General features: G+C 67.4%; 19 protein-coding genes. 6 read left to right on the top strand and 13 right to left on the bottom strand.

Features of this window, described 5'->3' with window-relative positions; translation table 11 throughout:
• Positions 1–15: 15 nt before the first annotated feature.
• Together ACZYSP_RS22515 and ACZYSP_RS22510 are read right to left on the bottom strand one after the other, a co-directional pair.
• On the bottom strand, positions 16–567 hold the full coding sequence (locus tag ACZYSP_RS22515) for a pilin (RefSeq protein WP_093179245.1): 552 nt from the start codon (positions 565–567) through the stop codon (positions 16–18).
• A gap of 225 nt (positions 568–792) precedes the next feature.
• Positions 793–2994, bottom strand: a complete 2202-nt coding sequence (locus tag ACZYSP_RS22510; protein ID WP_489016637.1) for an ATP-binding protein — start codon at positions 2992–2994, stop codon at positions 793–795.
• 224 nt (positions 2995–3218) lie between these two features.
• On the opposite strand from ACZYSP_RS22510, the gene ACZYSP_RS22505 reads away from it, so the two are divergent.
• Both ACZYSP_RS22505 and ACZYSP_RS22500 read left to right on the top strand, forming a co-directional pair.
• Positions 3219–4025 (top strand): response regulator, encoded by an 807-nt coding sequence (locus ACZYSP_RS22505; RefSeq protein WP_093057383.1) that lies wholly within the window; start codon positions 3219–3221, stop codon positions 4023–4025.
• Between the two features lie 20 nt (positions 4026–4045).
• Complete coding sequence (locus tag ACZYSP_RS22500; protein ID WP_143047821.1) at positions 4046–4345, top strand: hypothetical protein; 300 nt, start codon at positions 4046–4048, stop codon at positions 4343–4345.
• On the opposite strand, the gene ACZYSP_RS22495 is transcribed toward ACZYSP_RS22500, so the two are convergent.
• The 5 genes from ACZYSP_RS22495 to ACZYSP_RS22475 all read right to left on the bottom strand — a co-directional run bounded on the left by ACZYSP_RS22495 (position 4290) and on the right by ACZYSP_RS22475 (position 8871).
• Positions 4290–4883, bottom strand: a complete 594-nt coding sequence (locus ACZYSP_RS22495; protein ID WP_489016634.1) for a response regulator — start codon at positions 4881–4883, stop codon at positions 4290–4292. The genes ACZYSP_RS22500 and ACZYSP_RS22495 overlap by 56 nt on opposite strands.
• Before the next feature lie 42 nt (positions 4884–4925).
• Entirely contained in the window at positions 4926–5306 is a 381-nt protein-coding gene (locus tag ACZYSP_RS22490; RefSeq protein WP_489016632.1) for a hypothetical protein, read from the bottom strand.
• A 139-nt stretch (positions 5307–5445) separates the two neighbouring features.
• A complete protein-coding gene (locus ACZYSP_RS22485; RefSeq protein ID WP_489016630.1) occupies positions 5446–7632 on the bottom strand; it encodes a TonB-dependent siderophore receptor in 2187 nt (728 codons plus the stop codon).
• 97 nt (positions 7633–7729) lie between these two features.
• On the bottom strand, positions 7730–8002 hold the full coding sequence (locus tag ACZYSP_RS22480; RefSeq protein ID WP_093057387.1) for a hypothetical protein: 273 nt from the start codon (positions 8000–8002) through the stop codon (positions 7730–7732).
• Positions 8003–8079: 77 nt separating this feature from the next.
• Entirely contained in the window at positions 8080–8871 is a 792-nt protein-coding gene (locus ACZYSP_RS22475; RefSeq protein ID WP_093077540.1) for a fumarylacetoacetate hydrolase family protein, read from the bottom strand.
• Between the two features lie 190 nt (positions 8872–9061).
• Here ACZYSP_RS22475 and ACZYSP_RS22470 point away from each other — a divergent pair, with 190 nt between their 5' ends.
• Positions 9062–9976, top strand: a complete 915-nt coding sequence (locus ACZYSP_RS22470; protein WP_489016627.1) for a LysR family transcriptional regulator — start codon at positions 9062–9064, stop codon at positions 9974–9976.
• Between the two features lie 67 nt (positions 9977–10043).
• Complete coding sequence (locus ACZYSP_RS22465) at positions 10044–10808, top strand: sulfite exporter TauE/SafE family protein (protein WP_489016625.1); 765 nt, start codon at positions 10044–10046, stop codon at positions 10806–10808.
• Here ACZYSP_RS22465 and ACZYSP_RS22460 read toward each other — a convergent pair.
• Positions 10793–12019, bottom strand: coding sequence for an ABA4-like family protein (locus tag ACZYSP_RS22460; protein ID WP_489016623.1), 1227 nt, complete (start codon positions 12017–12019; stop codon positions 10793–10795). The genes ACZYSP_RS22465 and ACZYSP_RS22460 overlap by 16 nt on opposite strands.
• 133 nt (positions 12020–12152) lie before the next feature.
• On the opposite strand from ACZYSP_RS22460, the gene ACZYSP_RS22455 reads away from it, so the two are divergent.
• Positions 12153–12779 carry a TetR/AcrR family transcriptional regulator gene (locus tag ACZYSP_RS22455; protein WP_489016621.1) on the top strand — a complete coding sequence of 209 codons (627 nt, stop codon included), beginning with the start codon at positions 12153–12155 and terminating at the stop codon, positions 12777–12779.
• Between the two features lie 3 nt (positions 12780–12782).
• Here the strand turns inward: ACZYSP_RS22455 and ACZYSP_RS22450 are convergent, their stop codons facing one another.
• Positions 12783–13226, bottom strand: coding sequence for an Lrp/AsnC family transcriptional regulator (locus ACZYSP_RS22450; RefSeq protein ID WP_093057399.1), 444 nt, complete (start codon positions 13224–13226; stop codon positions 12783–12785).
• Between the two features lie 136 nt (positions 13227–13362).
• On the opposite strand from ACZYSP_RS22450, the gene ACZYSP_RS22445 reads away from it, so the two are divergent.
• Positions 13363–14265, top strand: coding sequence for a DMT family transporter (locus ACZYSP_RS22445; RefSeq protein WP_489016618.1), 903 nt, complete (start codon positions 13363–13365; stop codon positions 14263–14265).
• A gap of 69 nt (positions 14266–14334) precedes the next feature.
• On the opposite strand, the gene ACZYSP_RS22440 is transcribed toward ACZYSP_RS22445, so the two are convergent.
• The 4 genes from ACZYSP_RS22440 to yccS form a co-directional block, all read right to left on the bottom strand.
• Positions 14335–14877 carry an Rrf2 family transcriptional regulator gene (locus ACZYSP_RS22440; protein WP_093057401.1) on the bottom strand — a complete coding sequence of 181 codons (543 nt, stop codon included), beginning with the start codon at positions 14875–14877 and terminating at the stop codon, positions 14335–14337.
• 30 nt (positions 14878–14907) lie between these two features.
• Positions 14908–15606 carry a Bax inhibitor-1/YccA family protein gene (locus tag ACZYSP_RS22435; protein WP_093057402.1) on the bottom strand — a complete coding sequence of 233 codons (699 nt, stop codon included), beginning with the start codon at positions 15604–15606 and terminating at the stop codon, positions 14908–14910.
• A 175-nt stretch (positions 15607–15781) separates the two neighbouring features.
• Entirely contained in the window at positions 15782–16147 is a 366-nt protein-coding gene (locus ACZYSP_RS22430) for a hypothetical protein (protein ID WP_256331010.1), read from the bottom strand.
• A gap of 79 nt (positions 16148–16226) precedes the next feature.
• The gene (gene yccS, locus ACZYSP_RS22425; RefSeq protein ID WP_489016615.1) at positions 16227–18455 is read right to left on the bottom strand and encodes a YccS family putative transporter; all 2229 of its coding nucleotides are present in this window, start codon (positions 18453–18455) and stop codon (positions 16227–16229) included.
• Positions 18456–18460 lie beyond the last annotated feature (5 nt).

Genomic DNA, 18460 nt, shown 5'->3' with positions numbered 1-18460 from the left:
AGATTCGCTCGCGAATCAGCGGCAGGTCGCGGGGGCGTACTTGGCGAGCAGCGTGCCCGCGGTGGCCGACATGTTGGCGTTCGTTGCGGAGACGTTGGTGGCGCTGGTGCAGGCCCAGTCGATAGCGCCACTCACTCCCGTGGACAGAGCCGTAGCCAGCGTGACCGCCGTGCCTGCGCCGGCCGAGCGCACATAGGGCGAAAGGATGATCGTGTTGGCACCCGTCGCGACACCGGTCGCGGTCGCGTTGAACGTCACGGTGATGATGCCGCCGTCCGCGATCTGCACGCTGTTGACGAACTTGGAGTTCGCGCCGGTGTTGCTGTTTTGCGCATTCCACGTCGTCAGCACATTGGCCAGTTCCGTAGTGCTGGTGCCGTCAGTAGCCACCATGGTCTTCGCGCCCTGAGCGAGCCCGAGGCCTTCAGTCACACGCGCACGCACCGTGTAGTCCTGATAGGCCGGCAGCGCCACGGCAGCCAGAATGCCGATGATCGCCACGACGATCATCAACTCGATGAGGGTGAAACCCTTTTGCACGTTGCGTGCGAAGGAACGATGGTTCATTGTGAAACTCCTGCTGTTGAGAAAAGTGCGCCCGGAAAAACTCACCGGGACGAGCTTCTTTCTGCAGTCCGCATGCCACCCGTCCTGCGGTGGTTCATGCGTGTTTCGACAGGTGTTTCAGGAGGTAAAGGCGCGGACCCGTTCGTGCCGCTTCGTTATGACGCGCGGCGGCGCGTGCCATGGCATCTGAAGGGTGGTGTCATCGCGCGTATGCGCCGGCGTTGCTCAGTGCGCCGCAGACGCCAGCCGTTGCGCCTCGAGCGCCAGCGGCACGCGAACCTGCGCAACAAGCCCGTGCGAGCCGGATCTCAGCACGACATCGCCGCCATGCGCGCGCGCGATGGAGCGGCATACCGCCAGACCAAGGCCGCTGCCCGCAGCACGCGAGGACCGCGCCTGCGCGGTGCGATAGAACGGCTTGAACACCTGCTCGATTTCGTTTGCGGGCAGCCCCGGCCCACGGTCGCCGATCTCGACCACGGCGTCATGCCCATCGGTGAACAGCCGCACGCGTGCCAGGTGCCCGTACTTGACGGCGTTCTCGATCAGGTTGTCGAGCACGCGGCGCATGCCGATGGGGTCAACCTCCACCTGCGCGCTCTCGACGCGTCGCAGCTGCACGTTCTTGCCGACGAAGATGGCCTGCTCGACCACGTCCTCGACAAGGCTCGAGAGGTCCATGCGCTCTCGCGCGCTCACCACCGAGGCATCGCGGATGAAGCTGAGCACGGAGCCGATCATCAGCTCCATCTCCTGGACGTCTTCGAGCATGCCGGCGCGCACGTCGTCGGGCACGTCCTCGATGCGAAAGCGCAGCCGCGTGAGGGGCGTGCGCAGGTCGTGGCTGATGGCGCCGATCATCACCGTGCGGTCGTCGACGAAGCTGCGCAGCCGCGCCTGCATGCGGTTGAAGGCCTGTGCTGCGCGGCCGATCTCGGCGGGGCCCTCCAGTGCCAGCACCGGGGCTGCCGGGTCGCGGCCCAGCTGGTCGGCCGCGCGTGCGAAGCCGGCAATCGGCCGCACCAATCGGCGCGAGAACAGCCAGCCCGCAGGGGCGACGATTGCCGCGGCAATCAGGAACCACAACAGCACGCGGCGCTGCCACGCGTTCGGAAAAGACTCGGGCACCGGCTGCACGACCACCCAACTGCCTTCGGGCGTGTAGACCGCGGCGATGAAGTCGCCTTCGACGAACGGCGCGGGAGCGAGCCCGAAGAGGCCGCGCGCGGCGGGGCGCTCGTTCTCGGTGGTCGCAATGGGCGTCGTGATCGTCGTGTCGGTGTCTCTGGACGCACGGGGCGGTTCGGCGGGGGTGACGACGCGTGGCGGTGCGGCCGCAGTCGCCGGTGGCGTGCTGGCCGAGGACGGCCGCGTGGCGGGCTCGGCGCGCGGCGACTGCGCGGGAGGGGCTGCAACAGGCGCCTCAGCCCTGGCGGGGGCCTCGCGGCGTGGGTGGCTTTCGATGACCGGCGGCAAGGCTCGCATGGAGGGCCCTGACTGTATGGAAGGGGCTCCGGGCTGGCCTTGAGCGGGACCCGATGGCGGCGCCGTGGGCGAGAGGCCCGGTGGAGGGGCGGCACCGGGCGCGCCCGGCGCGGTCGTTGAGCCCGGCGCAGTCGCCGTGTTCGGTGCTGCCGGCCCGGGCGATGGTTGTGTGCCGACGGGGCCTGCGCCGCTACCAGGGGGCGCCGCTACCGTGCTGCCTGGAGGGTTTCCGGCCGCGGGCGTGGGGGCGGATGTACCGACTGGTGCATCCGGTGCAGTGGCCGGCGCGTTGCCCGGCGCGGAATTCGTTGTCGTGCCGCCAGGCGGCGGCGGTGGAGTGCCTGTGGTGTTCCCTCTCGGGCCCCTGTCAGTGCCGAAGCCGCCGCCCGAGGGACTCATCCCACCCGGAAACGCCATGCCTCCAGGTCCACCGGGTCCTCCCGGTCCGCCACCGCCACCCCCCGGCCCACCCCTCGCCTGGACCCGCAGAAAGCCGGCTCCGGCGAAGGTATCGGCGATGCGGCGCGGCACCGGCTGCGCTGCGTCATGCCCGTTCTCCGTCGCCGCGACAGGCCCCGTGGCGCCCGCGAATGGCAGCGGCGTGAAGAAGTACAGCCGCACCTCGGCTTCGTCGCGCGTCAGCAGCTGCGCGAGGTCGCGCCGCGAGCGTTCGGATGTCAGCCAGCCTTGTCCCTTGGGTTGGGGCGCGTTCGCCTGCAGCGTGCGCTGCAGCAGGTTCGCGTTGCGGCCTTCGGCGCTCCGGCCAGACAGCACGCGCGCGATGTCGCCCATCTCCCATTGGCGCTGTGGTTGCGGCGGGAGAAGCACGGTCAGCGCCAGTGTCACGACTTGCGCCACCACCAGCCCGCCCAGCAGCAGGCCCATGATTTGCCACGCGAGCGGCGGGCCCGACCAGCGGCGCGCGGTACCTTGGGAGTTCATGGGTTGATGCTGGCACGGACGGGAAGCGATGTCACGCCGGCATGGCTCGATCTTTGCGTTCCCATCTTTTTTCTCCCAGCTGTCAGCGCGCATGCGCGAGGCGGGGGGGCATGCGCAAACGTTCGAGCGCACGAGTCTGTGAAGCGGATGTTGCAGCCGGATTTCAGCGCATTGCAAATTATTTCAAGGCTCGCGGGGCTTCGGGCGGAGGCCGCGCCCGGCCTATGATCCGCTACCCGATCCGCCGTAACGTGAACCTGTCTACCCGAATCCTCATCGTCGACGACGACGCCGGCATCCGCAGCCTGGTGGCGTCCTTTCTGGAGAAGCACGGCTTCCATGTCGATGCGGCCGGCCATCCCGCGGAGATGCGCGAGCGGCTCGCGCAGGCCGACTACGCGCTGATCGTGCTCGACGTGATGATGCCCGGCGAAGACGGCCTGAGCGCGCTGCGCGAGCTGCAGCGCATCGGCGGGCCGCCCGTCATCATGCTGTCAGCCGTGGGCACGGACATCGACCGCATCGTGGGCCTGGAGATCGGCGCGGAAGACTACCTGGCCAAGCCTTGCAATCCGCGCGAACTGCTGGCGCGCATCCGTACCGTGCTGCGGCGCACTGCGCATGCGGCCGCTGTCGGATTACCGGCGCAACAATCCGTGCCGCCGCCTTCTGGCACGCCTGCGGCGCAAGAAGCGCAGCAGCCCGAGGTGCTGTACTTCGCAGGCTGGCGCATGGACCTCGAAACCCGGCTGCTGCATGACCCGCAAGACCGCCCGGTGGACCTCTCCGACGGCGAGTTCCGCCTGCTGCGCGCGCTGGTGCAGCACCCGCGGCGGGTGCTGACGCGCGACCAGCTGGTGCAGTACGCGCTCGGCGCCGAGAGCGATTCGTACGACCGCGCCATCGACGTGCAGATCAGCCGCCTGCGCCGCAAGCTGGCCTCCGGCGAGACGCGCGCCGACCTGATCCGCACCGTGCGCAACGAGGGCTACATGTTCGTGCCCGCCGTAACGCGCACCCGCGAAGCCTGAACCGCGATCACCGTAACACGGTGAAATTCGCAGGCAATGCGAAGACCTCAATCTCGGGGCTTCGCATTCATCACCTCTACCGACTCATGACTTCGTTCGACTGGCTGTGGGACTGGCGCACCCTGATCGCGCTGGCCGTGTGCGACGTCGCGTTGCTGGCGATGTTCCTGGCCTGGGATGCCCGGCGGCTGGCGTTCCTCCTTGCCCGGCGTTGCATCGTCGAGCACGAGCTGCCGCGCGAGAGGAAGCGCCTTCGTGTCGGTGTCAGCCTGGAAGACCGTGGCGTGTTCCCTCGGGAATCGCCGGGGTCAGGGATCTGAGCTCGAGCTTGCGGAAGGCGCCGCCCGCGTGGAAGTCGCTGGTGCGGATTGGCTCCGCCAGCGTCTCGGCGAACATGGCCACCACGTGGCGCGCCACTCGCGGGTCCAGCACGGCGCCGCCGCTCGTCAGGGCGCGCAACGCGTAGGCGATCTCGGCGTCTTCCGCCTCGCTCAGCAGGTAGCCCGTCGCCCCGGAGGCGAATGCGGACAGGGCCAGATCCCGGTCGTCCGTGTCCGACAGGGCAATGATCCGGGCGCGTGGCTGCATCGCACGCACGTCGGCGATCAGCGATGCGCCGTCGCCGATCGGATAGAGCTGCATGTCGACGAACACCAGGTCGAAGGACAGCGTGTCCAGCATCGCATCGGCCTCTTCGCGCGTGGGCACTAGCACCACGCACCGTCCCGGCGCGAGGACCCCCAGGACGCTATTCAGGCGGCTCGCCACGGCGGGATCGCTTTCCACTACAAGCGCACTGAAGAAAGGCTGTGGCCGGAACACCCGCGAGGCGCCACCGGGCAGCTTGGTATCGAACACGGATGTGCTTTCTTCTGAAGTGGGCTGTCGCAAGTGGGCGTGCTAGAGCATCGTCTTCGGATGCTCTAGGAGGCCGGGCTCCTGCTTGCGCTTGCAACTGCCGCCGGCCGATGTGATCGGTGCGAGCGTCGATTGGCTGTAGTTGCCCGAAGCGCCGGCTTCACGCGCTGCGCAGCCGGTGTCGCTCGCGGCCACGAGGACGCCGAACGCCAGCGCGCCGAAGGCCAGCAGGCCCGCGAGAAGCGACAGCCAGAAGGACTTCTTCAGCCGCGGCGCAGCGACGAGGGCGGGCTGTGTTCTGCTCCAGCGTGCTTGCATGGTGAGTCCCGGGGAGTGGCGATCCGCATGCGCCAACGCCGGCAGGCCGGTGAAGCGCAGCGCGTGCGATGCGCCGTGCGGGTTGCGATGCGGGGTGGTGTTCATGACCCGTATCGTGAACTTCAAAGGGGGAGAAAAATTGGATGACGGCTCCCCCGATGGCCATCGGCCGCTGCAGAAATCCAAAAGCCGGCGCGCCGTCGAAGACGGCGGCCGGCCAAGGAAGCAGAGACTGCGAGAAGGCCTAGAAGTCGAGCTTGGCGCTCAGGCTGAAGGTGCGCGGGTCGCCGGGCTTGATGTAGTTGTCGTACTGGTATTCCCAGTACTTCCGGTTCGCCACGTTGTTGATGGCCGCGCGGAAGGTCGTGTTGCGCCCGCCGATGCGCGTCGTGTAGCTCGCGCCGATGTTGGCGATGGTGTAGCCAGGCACGGTCAGCTGGTTCGCCGCGTTCAGCATGGTGTTGCCCGTGTACTTCATGTCGGCCGACAGCTTGAGGCCCGGCACCTGAGCCACTGCGTACGACACCTGCGCCGTTGCCACCAGCTTCGGCGCACCCGCCACGCGGTTACCGACGTAGCTGCTGCCGCGCTCGTAGGAGCTGTCGAGCAGCATCAGGTTGCCGCCGATCTGCCACTGCGAGCCCAGCCGCGTGGAAGCGCCGAGCTCCAGGCCCTGGTAGATCGACTGGCCGTCCTGCACCAGCACGTTGGAGCTGTTGGCGTATTCGGCGCCGCGCTCGATGCGGAACAGCGCGGCCGTGGCGCTCCAGCGTTCACGTTCGGTTTTCACGCCCAGTTCGTACTGGCGGCTCTTCAGCGGGTTGAGCAGCGCGCCGTCGTTGGCGTAGAGGTTGCTCACCGTGCTGCCGGGCTCCAGCGATTCGACATAGCTGGTGTACAGCGTGGTGTCGGGCGCGGGCTTGTACATCAGCGCCAGCGTGGGCGTGATCACGCCGCTCTTGCGGTAGGTGGAGTTCTGCAGGCCGGTGGTGTCGTAGCCGACCTGTTCGTAGGTGGTGCTGCGCAGGCCGGCCAGCACTGACCACTTCTCGGACAGCTTCATCGTGTCGCTCGCGAACACGGCGCGCTGCGTGATGTCGCTGTTGCGGTAGGGCGTGAGGTTCGTCACGCTGTTGTAGCTGTTGATGTTCTGTCCGAAGATGCTGCCGGTGCCCACCAGCTGGTAGACAGCGTTGCTGCTGTAGTAGTTGACCTGCTTCTGCCACGACGCGCCCAGCGTCACCTGGTGCTCGAAGTCGCCGGTGCGCAGCTTGCCCGTGGCCATGGCCTGCCACTGGTTGAAGCGGTGGCCTTCTTCGCTGTCGGAGCGGTAGTCGTCGTAGCTGCCGCTGGCGTCCTGCAGGTAGGAGATTCCTTCGTTGCGGCTTCGCGTGGCGCTGCTGTGGCTGTAGCTGGTGCTGAGCGTCCAGTCGGGCGATAGCTGGTATTGCAGGCCGGTCGAATAGAGCCTGAAGTCGGTGGCAAGGTGCTGGCCAGGGCCCACCAGGCTTGCGTTGTTGGCGCTGATCGTGGACGGCAGGCTCGTGCCCGTATAGCTGCCCAGGTAGATCGATGGCGTCTGGCCGGTGGAGGTGCGCTTCTGGTAGAGCGAGTCGAAGGTCCAGGTGAGCTTGTCGGTGAGCTTCGCGTCGAGCCCGAGCGACACCGAGTCGCGGCGGATGTTGCCGTCGTTGTAGGTCTTGCCTTCCTCGTGCGTGGCGTTGAGCCGGTAGCCGAAGCGGTCGTCGGTGCCGAAGCGCCCGCCCAGGTCGACGTGCTCGCTCCAGATGCCGGCGGTCTTGTAGCCGACCTCGATGCTGCGCACCGGCGTGTCGGTCGGCTTCTTCGTCACGTAGTTGACGATGCCGCCCGGCGAGCCGAAGCCGTACATGAAGCCCGACGAACCCTTGAGCAGCTCGATCTGCTCGAAGTGCTCGTAGGGCATGGTGATGGCGTAGCTCAGGAAGGGCTGGCCGTTGATGCGGTAGGCGTTCTGCCAGTCCAGCGGCAGGCCGCGCACCGTGATGTAGCTGGCCCAGCTGCTGTAGGCGCCGCTGTTGTCGGACACCGACGCGTCGAGCGCGAACACGTCACCCAGCTTCGACACCTGGCGCTCGGCCATGTCCTCGCTGGTCACGACGGTGGTGGAGAAGGGCGTTTCAAGCTGCGAGCGCGCACCGAGCGCGCCGCTGCTCACCTTGGCGCCGAGGTGCTGCTGCGAGTCGTCCTGCGATTCGGCTGTGACTGTGACGGTCGGCAGCGAGGAGTTTTCTTTGTTTTGCGCCTCCTGTGCATGCGCGCGGCCGATCTGGGCGGCCGCCCACAGCACCAACAGCGTGGCGCGCGCGGGCGGGCCGAATGCGCTGCGCCTGAATGAGGTCGGGGAGGGGACCGTGACGGTGCCGGCGGTGTTCTGGCGTCCAGGATTCAACGTTGACTCACTTCGCAAATAAGAATGCTTCTCATTTTAAAGTTGAATCTCGGAGAAATCTTGGAGGCCACCCGCCGCCGGGTGCTGCTTGTCCTCGTCAGTGCCCGTTGCCAGGCGCCGGCGCCAGCCCGCGCTGCTTCAGGAAGTCATAGAGGCTGACCGCGAGCACCTGCGCAATGGGTATCGGCAGCGTCACGCGCAGCACGGCGGCCCGATGGACCGGGCACCGGTCGGAGCTATGGTCGACGCGGCTGGCATCGAAGGTGATGTGCACGCAGCCCGCGTTGACCCAGTATCCCGAGACTTCGTCCGCGAACACCTGCGGGGCGTGCAGGTCGTCGATGTAGGTGGCTTGCGGAGGCTGGGACATGATGGCTCTGGAGATGCAGGAGCCCCGATGATCGGCACCAATCTGGTAGGAAAAATGGTGCGTCGGCCTCCGCGCTCTCAGACGATCCGCACCGACAGCTCTGGCAGCCGGTCGATGTGGATCTCGATCAGGTCGCCGCGCACCACGGGCCCGACGTTCTCCGGCGTGCCCGAGTAGATGATGTCGCCCGGCTTCAGCTCGAAGGCCTGCGACAGCCGGCTGATCTGCTCGGCCACCGACCAGATCATGTGCTTGAGCGTGGCGCTCTGCTTCGTCTGCCCGTTCACCTTGAGCCAGATCGCGCCGTCGGTAAAGTGCCCGACCTTCGCCACTGGGTGGATCGGTCCGATGGGCGCCGAATGATCGAAGCTCTTGCCGATTTCCCATGGCTTCTTCTGGTCGCCCATCTCGCGCTGCAGGTCGCGGCGCGTCATGTCGAGACCGAGCGAATAGCCGTACACGTAGTCGAGCGCCGAGCTCGCCGGAATGTTGCGTCCGCCCTTGGCCAGCGCCACCACCAGTTCAACCTCGTAGTGGTAGTTCTTCGTAAGTGTGGGATAGGGATGGTCGGCCACCACGCCGGGCGTCACGACCTGGATCGCATCGGCCGGCTTCTGGAAGAAGAAGGGCGGCTCGCGGCTCGGGTCCGAGCCCATCTCGCGCGCATGGGCCTCGTAGTTGCGGCCGATGCAGTAGATGCGGCGCACCGGATAGACCTGCTCGCTGCCCACGATCGGGATGGTCGATGCGGCGACATCGAAAGGCGTTGCCTGCGTGCGGCTGGCGCCTGCGGGCAATGCACAGCCGGCAATGGCGCCCGTGGCCATGGCGGCGGAACCGGCCAGCAGGCCGCGACGGGAAGTGATCATGAGGGTCTCCTTGGTTTTATGAAGAAACGCGAAGAAGCGCCAGGAAAGGCGCACGCCGTACCTCGCACGGCAGCTTCATTCTGGGACGGCGAACCGCCGCGCAACCGTGCGCATCTACGCAAAAACAGGACAGAACCCACCACTGCAGAATCGGCGTACAGGCCGCGGCACTGGCCAGCAGGACGTTCCCATGCTCACCCACAAACAGCTCCGTTATTTCGTCGACATCGTCGACGCGGGCAGCTTCAGCCTCGCAGCCGAGCGCCTCTTCATTGCGCAGTCGGCCCTGAGCCGGCAGGTCAAGGAGATGGAGCGCCATCTGCAGGTGCCGCTGCTGGAGCGCGACGCGCGGCATCTGGAGATGACGCCTGCGGGCCGTTCGCTGTACGGCGATGCGCGGCGCATCCTTGCCGCCCTCGAGAGCGCGGCCGTGGGCGCGCGACATGCGCAGCGCGGCATCGAGGGCACTGTGCAGTTGCTGCATTCGAGCTCGGTGCCCCTGACGCATGGCTTGCTCGAATGCCTGAAGGACCATGCGCAGCGCCATCCAGGCGTTTCCATCGAGGTGTCGCAGCGCGCATCGGAACATCAGGCGCAGGACATCGAGCAAGGCAATGCCGACGTCGGCTTGGCGCGCGAACCGGTGCTGCGCCGCTACCCAGGCGTGCGACAGGCGCCGCTCTTCTCGGAACCGCTGGTGGTTGCCGTGCCGGCCGCGCATGCCCTGGCGGGCCGCGAGCACGTGGCCATCGCCGAACTGCGCCACGAGCCCTTCGTTGCGACACCGCATCTCGAACGCGGCGGCCTGAGCCATCGCGTGGCCGAGCTATGCCGTGCGCAGGGCTACCACCCGACCAGCGCGCAGGTGCGTTCGCGCAAATGGTCGCAGCTGGCGCTGGTGCAGGCGGGCTTCGGTATCGGGATCGTGCCCGAGTCGATGGGACGCATGGCGCCCGAGGGCGTGAAGCTGCTTGCGCTGGACGGCGACGATGCCAGCACCGCCGTGCTGGTGCTGTGGCGCGCCGACGATGCCACGCGGCTTGCGCAAGACCTGGTCGGTTCGCTGTGTGCCGCCATGCAGGCACCGCGCGGCGGAGCCAGCTGATTTCGAGATCGAAGGGCGCCCCATTCGGCATTGGCGCGCAAGGCACGAAGCCTCTAGATTCGCGGGCATGGATTCCTTCTTCGGCGCCTTGCCGGTCACGCCCCATCAGTTCGCCGTTGTCTGCGCGGGTGTCGTTGCCGCCTACGTCATCTTCGGCATTGCGGGCTTCGGCACTGCGTTGATCGCGGGGCCGGTGCTGGCCAACTTCATTCCGGTGGCCAGCGTCGTGCCCTTGCTGGCGCTGCTCGATTTCTTCGCGGCCGTGGTCAACGTGAGCCGCGACGCGCGTTCGGCTGACACCAGCGAGCTGCGGCGGCTGGTGCCGGTGATGGCGCTGGGCAGCCTTGTCGGCGCGGCGTTGCTGCTGCTCGGGCGGCCGCAGGTGATGCTGCTGGCGCTGGGCATCTTCGCGGTGGCCTATGCGCTGTATTCGCTCAGCGGCATCAAGCCTGTTTCCAGGCTGTCGCCGCGCGCGGCCGTGCCCTTCGGCTTCCTGGGCGGCATCTTCTCTGCAATGTTCGGCAGCGGCGGCTTCATCTACGCGATCTACCTGTCGGGGCGCATCGCGGCGAAGGAGCAGATCCGCGTGACCCAATCGACGCTGATCGGGCTCAGCACACTCACGCGAGCTCTGCTTTTCCTGCTGGCCGGCGTGTACGCGCAGACGTCGATCCTGTGGCTGGCAGCGCTGTTGTTCCCGGCCATGCTCGTGGGCACGGCGGTCGGGCGGCGCATCACGCTGCGGCTGTCGCGTGAGCAGTTTCTCAGGGTGGTGGCGCTCGCCGTGCTGTGTTCTGGCGCCTTCCTGATCTACCGCTATGCCGCGGCCTGAACGCCGAGCGCAATCAGCGGCACGCCCGCATAGGCTAGGCTGAACATCCGCAGAATCAGCGCCGCGTAAAGGCCCGTCAGGAGCCAGACTGCCGCACGGCCCCATGGCATGAGCGACACGCTGATGAGCGCGCCCGCCAGCGGCAGCAACTGTTGTGCGTGCACGCCGAGGAAGTGCGGCACGCGCAGATCGCCGCCGGTGGCTGACCAGCCGAACAGGGGGAGCGTTGCACCGCCAGCGATGGCGCCGATGGTCGATCCGCCGTGCTGGCTGATCGCGATGCCCGCGCCCGCTCCGGCGACGAAGGTCAGGACCAGCCCCAGCACCACGGCCAGCCGGTAAGGCGCCGCCAGCGCGTCGCCGTGGCGCGCGAACAGCCACGCGAGCGGCAATGCCGTGGCGTTGAGCGACAGCGCACCCACACCCATCAGGCTGTACATGACGATGTGGAAGGTCGAGTCTTCATTGAAATGCGAGGCCTGCCCGAGGGCACCTTGCAGCGTGATGTAGCCGACCTCGAAGACGCCCGTGGCGATCACCACCGCGACGATGGCACGTTCGATGCGGCTGCCGCGTCGCTCGCGCGGCAGGTCGCCGAGCAGCCATGCAGTGGTCAATGCATACAGGCTGACCGAAGCCATGAACTTCAGCGGCTTGACCCATACGCCTACGCCGTTCAGCGTGCGCGGATCGAGCCATGCAGCCACGAGGGCAGGCACCATCACCGCGAGCAGCAGGCCGCCGAACCAGGCCAGCTGCGGTTGCCGCCGATGCACTTCGCGCGCCAGCGCCATGCATGCGGGCGCGACCCGCAGCGCCAGGAAGGCCAATAGGCCGACTGGCCCGAACAGGAAGGTGAGAGCGAAGCAAGGAATGAGCAGCACCGGCGCGATGCCCGCGCGCTCTCCCTCGCGTGCGATCCACGTGCCCACGAACAGGTCGAAGGCGAGGTAATGGAACCATCCGGCGGTGAGCAGGCCCGGATGCTGGAACAGCGCATGCACCGCCGACAGCGAGCTGTAGCCGCCACCGGCCGCGGACCAGTACGTCGCCATCAGCCACCAGTACGCCAGTCCCAGGCCAACGGGAATGACGATGCCCGTCGTTGCCCATATCACCGGCTTGGCACGCCCGAGCCACGGGGCTGCGCCGAGCGCGGCCCAGGCAGGAAGGGCGACGGTGCTGCCTGCGCTGAAAAGTGAGTCGAACATGGAAGAGCCTCGCGTTCAAAAAAGGCATGCCGGGATTGGCATGGCATAATCTTTACACTGTTTAGATAAAAACGCCAGCAGATTCTTTAAAAGGTAGAGTCGCCCCTTTGAAGACCGAAAGCAGCAACCAGCCATGGCGGCAAAGAAAACAGAGGAAGCCCCCGCGCCCTATCACCACGGCGATCTGCACGCGGCGCTGATCGGAGCTACCGAAGCCCTGCTCGCCGAGCGCGGCATCGAGGGCTTCACCCTGCGCGAGGCGGCGCGGCGCGCCGGCGTGTCGGCGGCCGCGCCCATGCATCATTTCGGCAGCGCAGCCGGGTTGTTGACCGAGGTGGCGATCCTGGGCTTCGAGGAACTCACACGCTGCCTGCGTGCCGGCACGGAAACGGGTGGTACCGACCCCGCGCGTCGCTTGCGTGGGCAGGGCATGGGTTATGTGCGATTCGCGCTGGCCTACCCGGCGCGCTTTCAGCTCATGTTCCGCAAGGACCGGCTGACGCAAGACCTCCGGCTGCAGGCGGCCGGCGATGCGGCATTCGCCGAACTGGAGCAGGCAGTGCGCGACTACAACGGCTGGAGCAGCAAGAAGCCGCCGAACCGCGCGATGCAGGCCGCCGCGCTCGGCGCCTGGTCTGTCGTGCACGGCTTTGCGCATCTTGCGCTGGACGAGAAGTTCGGCGAGCAGGCCGGCAGCGCGTGCACGAACGATTTTGTCGCGAGCATGCTGCCGGAAATACTGAAGCAGTTCTGGCCCTGACCTTCACTGAGCCGGAAAGGGCGGCAGCCGCCTGCGGATCGTCTGCGCCTTCACGATGGAGGTGTTGGTCTCGGCCTTGCTCGCGATGCGGTCGAGAATGCCGTCGAGCTGTTCGAGCGATTGCAGGAACAGCCGCGCGACGAAGCAGTCTTCGCCTGTGACCTTGTCGCACTCGCAGAACTCGGGCGTGGCCTCGATCAGCTTCTGTACTGCCTGCAGTTGCCCCGGCAATGGGCGGATGCGCACGATGGCCTGGAACTGGTAGCCCAGCGCCTTCGGGTTCACGTCCAGCGTGTAGCCGCGGATCACGTCGCGCTCTTCAAGTCGTCGCAGCCGCTCCGACACGCTGGGAGACGACAGCCCCACGTGGTGGGCCAGTTCTTTCAGGGACATCCGCGCGTTGCCGGCCAATGCCTGCACGATGGTTTCGTCGATTGCGTCGAGCATGTTGCCGATCTCCGGTGAATGGGCCGCGATGGCTTGTTTTGAAAGGTCATCAGCGGTAATTGCCTTATTCAAAGCATATCCAATCCGCGCCGGACGTGGCACGCTTGTTCCTTCCTTTCTGCCATTCGAGACAGACATGCAGACACAGCTTCGCGGTGCGCTGGAAATGAGCGCGGCCATGGTGATTTCCGGAACCATCGGATGGTTCGTCGTGCGATCCGGACAGCCGCTGCCCGACCTGCTGTTCTGGCGCTGCGTGTTCGGCGCGGCCACGCTGCTCATCGTGTGCCTCGCTCTGGGCCTGCTGCGGCGCGGCCTGACGTTGCGCAGCTTTACGCTGGCCGCGTTGGGCGGCGTGGCGCTGGTCGTCAACTGGGTGCTGATCTTCGCTTCCTTCTCGCGCGCGTCGATCTCGATTGCCACGGCGGTCTACAACACGCAGCCCTTCATGCTGGTCGCGCTCGGCGCGCTGCTGCTGTCGGAGCGGCTGACCGCGATGAAGGCCGTGTGGCTGTGCATCGCGTTCGCCGGCGTGGTGCTGGTGGCGCAGGCCAAGCCTGGTGGCGGGGCCGACGGTTCGGCCTATTTCGTCGGCGTGCTGATGGCACTGGGCGCGGCCTTCTGCTACGCGGTGGCCGCGATCATTGCGAAGAAGCTCGACGGCATCGCCCCGCATCTCATCGCGCTGATCCAGGTCTGCGTGGGCATCGTGATGCTCGCGCCGTTCGCGCATCTGAAGACGCTGCCCACCGATGCGGCCACGTGGGGCGTGCATTTGGCCATGGGCGTGGTCTACACGGGCCTGGTTTTCGTGCTGCTGTACGGGGCGCTGCAGAAGCTGTCGACGCCCGTGGCCGGCGCGCTGTCGTTCATCTATCCGCTGGTGGCCATCGGCGTCGACTACGTTGCCTTCGGCCAGCGGCTGGGCGCATTGCAGGTGGTGGGCGCCGCGGCCATCCTGATAGCCGCGGCGGGCATGACGTTCGGATGGACCCTGCCCGGCGTGCCGAGGCGCTCGCCCGCCACCGAAGAGCGCTGAGTCAGGACGTCGTCGCGTGCGGCCGCGCCGGGCGACCGCATGGTCCGTGATGGCGTTGACCGGCTGAGGCTAGCTGGCGCTCTGCTGACGCCGTCCCAGTGCGAACACCGAGTTCGGCGCGTCGACCACAAAAGGCTTGCGCGTGGCCGGCTGACCGGTCGGCGTACGCCGGGTTTCGGTCCGTACTGCGGCTTGCACGCCCTTGGCCTTTTGTTCGTCGACCAGGCTTTGCAGCGAGATCGACTTGAGGAACTCGACCGCCCGCAGGTTCACGGTGGCCCAGAGTTCGTCGATTTCGCAGCGGCCGGTCTCGCCCGGGGCGTCGGCGTCGCGCCGGCGGGTGGATTCGGCATCGTGTTCCTCGATCGAGAGAACGATGTCGGCCACCGAAATCTCCGCCGCCTTGCGGCTGAGCGAATAGCCGCCGCCGGGGCCGCGGGTCGATTCGACCAGGCTGGCGCGCCGCAGCTTGCCGAACAGCAGCTCCAGGTACGACAGCGACACGCGCTGGCGCAGGCTGATCGAGGCCAGCGTGACGGGGCCCGACCGGCCGTGCAGGGCGATGTCGATCATCGCGGTGACCGCGAAGCGGCCCTTGGTGGTGAGACGCATGGGATGTTCCTTTCCTTCCTTCGTGGGGAATTACTCGTCCCGGCCGCCCGCGATGCCCAGCAGGGCCAGCAGCGACTGGAAGACGTTGTAGATGCTGAGATACACACCCAGCGTGGCGGAGATGTAGTTGGTCTCCAGGCCGTCCTTCACGCGCTTGAGGTCGTGCAGGATGAAGGCCGAGAAGATGCCGATGGCCGCGACCGACAGCGTCATCATCAGCGCGCTCGACTGGATGAAGAAGTTGGCGATGCCAGCCACCAGCAGCAGGATGGCGCCGATGAAGAGCCACTTGCCCATGGCCGACAGGTCGCGCTTGATGACCGACGACAGCGTGGCCATGCCGAAGAAGATCGCGCCGGTGCCGGCGAACGCCGTCATCACCAGACTAGCTCCGTTGGCCAGGCCGAGCACGGAGCCCACCAGGCGCGAGAGCATCAGGCCCATGAAGAAGGTGAAGGCCAGCAGCACCGGCACGCCGGCGGCCGATTCCTTGGTTTTCTCGATGGCGTACATGAAGCCGAAGGCGCCGCCGAGGAACACCATCAGGCCGATGCCCGGCGACATGGCGCGCGAGAAGCCGGTGGAAACGCCGATCCAGGCGCCCAGAACGGTGGGCACCATCGACAGCGCGAGCAGCCAGTAGGTGTTGCGCAGCACGCGGTTGCGTTCCTGCGGCGAGGCGAGCGGGAGGTCGAAGCCGTCGTGATAGGTGGAGGGACTGTTGTTCATTGTGTTGATTCCTTGAAGCTGGACCGGTGCCGGCTGCACGCAATGGCGCGCAAGGGGCACAGGGCCGGAAATGAGAGATGTCGTTGCTGCGATGCGGGTGCCGCCGGATGGCGGGAGCCCGGATCGAAAGGGCGGGAGCCATGGCGGCTCCCGGTCGCGCAAGGCCTTGAGGGGCCTAGGCGACGAAGGCAGCGGCGCGGGGTGGCCGCTTGGGTCGAGCGAGGAACGGCGCGACGGAGGTGGTCAGGCCGAGCTTCGGCGGCTGTTCCGTAAAGCGCAGCAGCGCGGGGGCGCCGTTGCGTGCGTCGACCAGTTCGGCATGCTCGGAGCCGGCTTCGTCGACGGAAAGGGAATCGTCCGACGCCTTGTCGGCATCGCTTGCCGGCGTTGCTGCATCGGAGAAGTCAGCACTGACAACCAGCGCGGACTCCTGCTGTTCGCCGTGCGAATGGCCGCCACCGATCACGCTGTGGGCAAGCACGGCAAAGCCGTAGCAGGACAGCATGATGGACAGGACAGTGGCGACAAACCAGCGGGACATGTAGGGGTAATCTTACCTGCCGCGCCGTGGGGTGTTCACGGCGGGTGCTTTCAACCGACCGGATCGCATGGATGTTCGCTCAGGCTGGCGCGGTCGTGGTTTCGCTGCCTTCGGACTGCAGCCATTCGCGTGCATGGGTGCGCAACGCGTCTATCTGCAGCCAGATCAGACCGAGTTCGGTATGAAAAGTTCGCGCCTGCGGGTCGCCGCCGTCCCCGTTCTCGCCGCTGGCGGCAACGGCCTGCGTCAGTGCGGCGCGCGCGGTTGATTCCGCAACTGCATCGCCCGGCGCCTCGATCACGCCCTTTTCCAGCCCGGCCGCCAGCCCTTCCAGCGCTGCGATCGCACCTTCGGCCGCCGTGCGCAGCACCGCCATCTGCGCCGAGTCTGGCAGCGCCGCACGGTGGGCGCCCAGGGCCGAGAGGTAACTCAGCAGCGTGTGCGACCGGATCAGGAAGCGCAGCGCCACCCCCGCGCGCGGACGCACGTAGCCCGGCTCGCGGAACATGTCCGACACGGCCGTGGACAGCGCTGCATCCGCGTTGTGGTCGTTGCGCCGCGCCAGCCGGTAGTCGAGGTGGTCGCGCGCGCCGGTGCGGTACTGCCCGACGATCTGCCGCAGGTAGCCGGCATGGCCGCGCATGGCGGCGGCCGCCAGTTCGTTGATGCGCCGCGCCTGCCAGTGCGGCAGCACCAGCAGCACGGCCAGCCCGGCGATCGCGCTGCCGATGGCGGTGTCGACCAGCCGCGGCACCAGCAGCACGCCGCTGTCGCCGACCTGGTTGAAACACATCAGCACCAGCAGCGTCATCGAGGCGGTGGCCAGCAGGTAGCGCGTGGTGCGCGTCGCGAAGAACAGCACGCCCGCCACCACCGCGATCACCGACTGCACCAGCGGCTGCGGAAACAGCTGCAGCAGGGCCCATCCGGCCACCACGCCGAGCGCGGTGCCGGCAATGCGCTGCCCCATGCGCGAAATGGTGTCGCCATAGGTCTGCTGGCAGACGAACAGCGTGGTCAGCAAGATCCAGTAGCCCTGCGCCGGGTGAATGGCGTGCATCACGCCATAGCCCACCACCAGCGCCACCGACAGCCGCAGCGCATGGCGAAACAGCGGCGAGCGCGTGGTGAGCTGCCGCCGCACGCGCTCGACCGCGTCGCGCCACGAGCGCGGCGAGCGATCGAACAGGCCCATCTCCGTACGGCCCGCGCGTGCCGACGGCTGGCTGGCCCCGGCGAGCTGCCCGTCGAGCAGCGCGAGGTTGCGCGCCAGCGCCTCGACGGACGCCAGCAGCGCCAGCCGCCCGGGCGTATCGGCCCGCGCGCGCTCATGCTCGATGGCGCTGCGCAGGTCGGCCAGCGCCTGCACCGTCTCCGTTCCCACCTCGAAGGGCTCGCGCCGAGCGATCGAATCGGCCAGCCGCTGGCAGGCCAGGCCCTGCAGGCCCAGCAGGCGCTGGCAGCGGTAGAGCAGATCGCTGTGGAAGAAGGCGTCGGCCAGCGCGTTGTAGTCGTCGTGCGAGGAACTGGCGCGCTCGTGTACGTCCTGCGCGATCAGGTAGAGCCCGCGGTAACGCGAAAGGCGCCCGGTCGGCGCGCGCGCGCCGATGCGCAGGAAGATGCTTTCCTTCGCCGCGTTGAGCTCCGCCACCACTTCGGCATTGAGCTGCGCCAGTGCGAGCCGCTTGCGTTCGATGTCGATGCCGCGCAGCGGCTCGAACAGCGATGCCTTGAAGCGCACGAAATTGCCCAGCACCGCGAACAGCGTCACGAGCCGCGCCTGCACCGGCTGCGCCGGAAAGGCCGCGCACCACAGCACCGAGAACACGCCGTACCACGCAGCGCCCGCCAGCAGCAGCAGCGGTTCGCGCCCGCGGTGCGTCACGCCGTGCGCGCCCATGTTCTCGATGCCAAGCGTGGCGTACATCGCGAGGATCAGCGTCGCATAGGCAATCGCCTTGTAGCGCGCCCCCACCGCCCCGAGCATCGTGAGGCAGAAGGCCGCGAGCGCAAGCCCGGTGATGAACAGCAGCGGCAGGCCGAACGCCGCCTCGACCGCGAACGCGATGGCCGCGAAGCAGCCCAGCGTGACCACCTGCGCGCGCAGCCGGCCGCGCCAGCTGTCGTCGGTCTCGGCGAGCGCGCTGGCGATGGCGCCGAGGAACAGGGGAATCACCGCATCAGGATGGCCGGTCCAGGCGCAGGCCGCCATGAGGCTGCCGAGAGTGAGAAGAATGCGAACGGGTTGCGCGCGGGAAGCGAAAGACCGCAGCCGCTGGCGCAGCGCGTCGGGGGACAGGGGAAGCATGGGCT

The organism is Variovorax sp. F042 (genome assembly GCF_057814215.1).
Note: the sequence above shows the minus strand (reverse complement) of the source record. Positions and strands in the feature narration are given on the sequence as shown.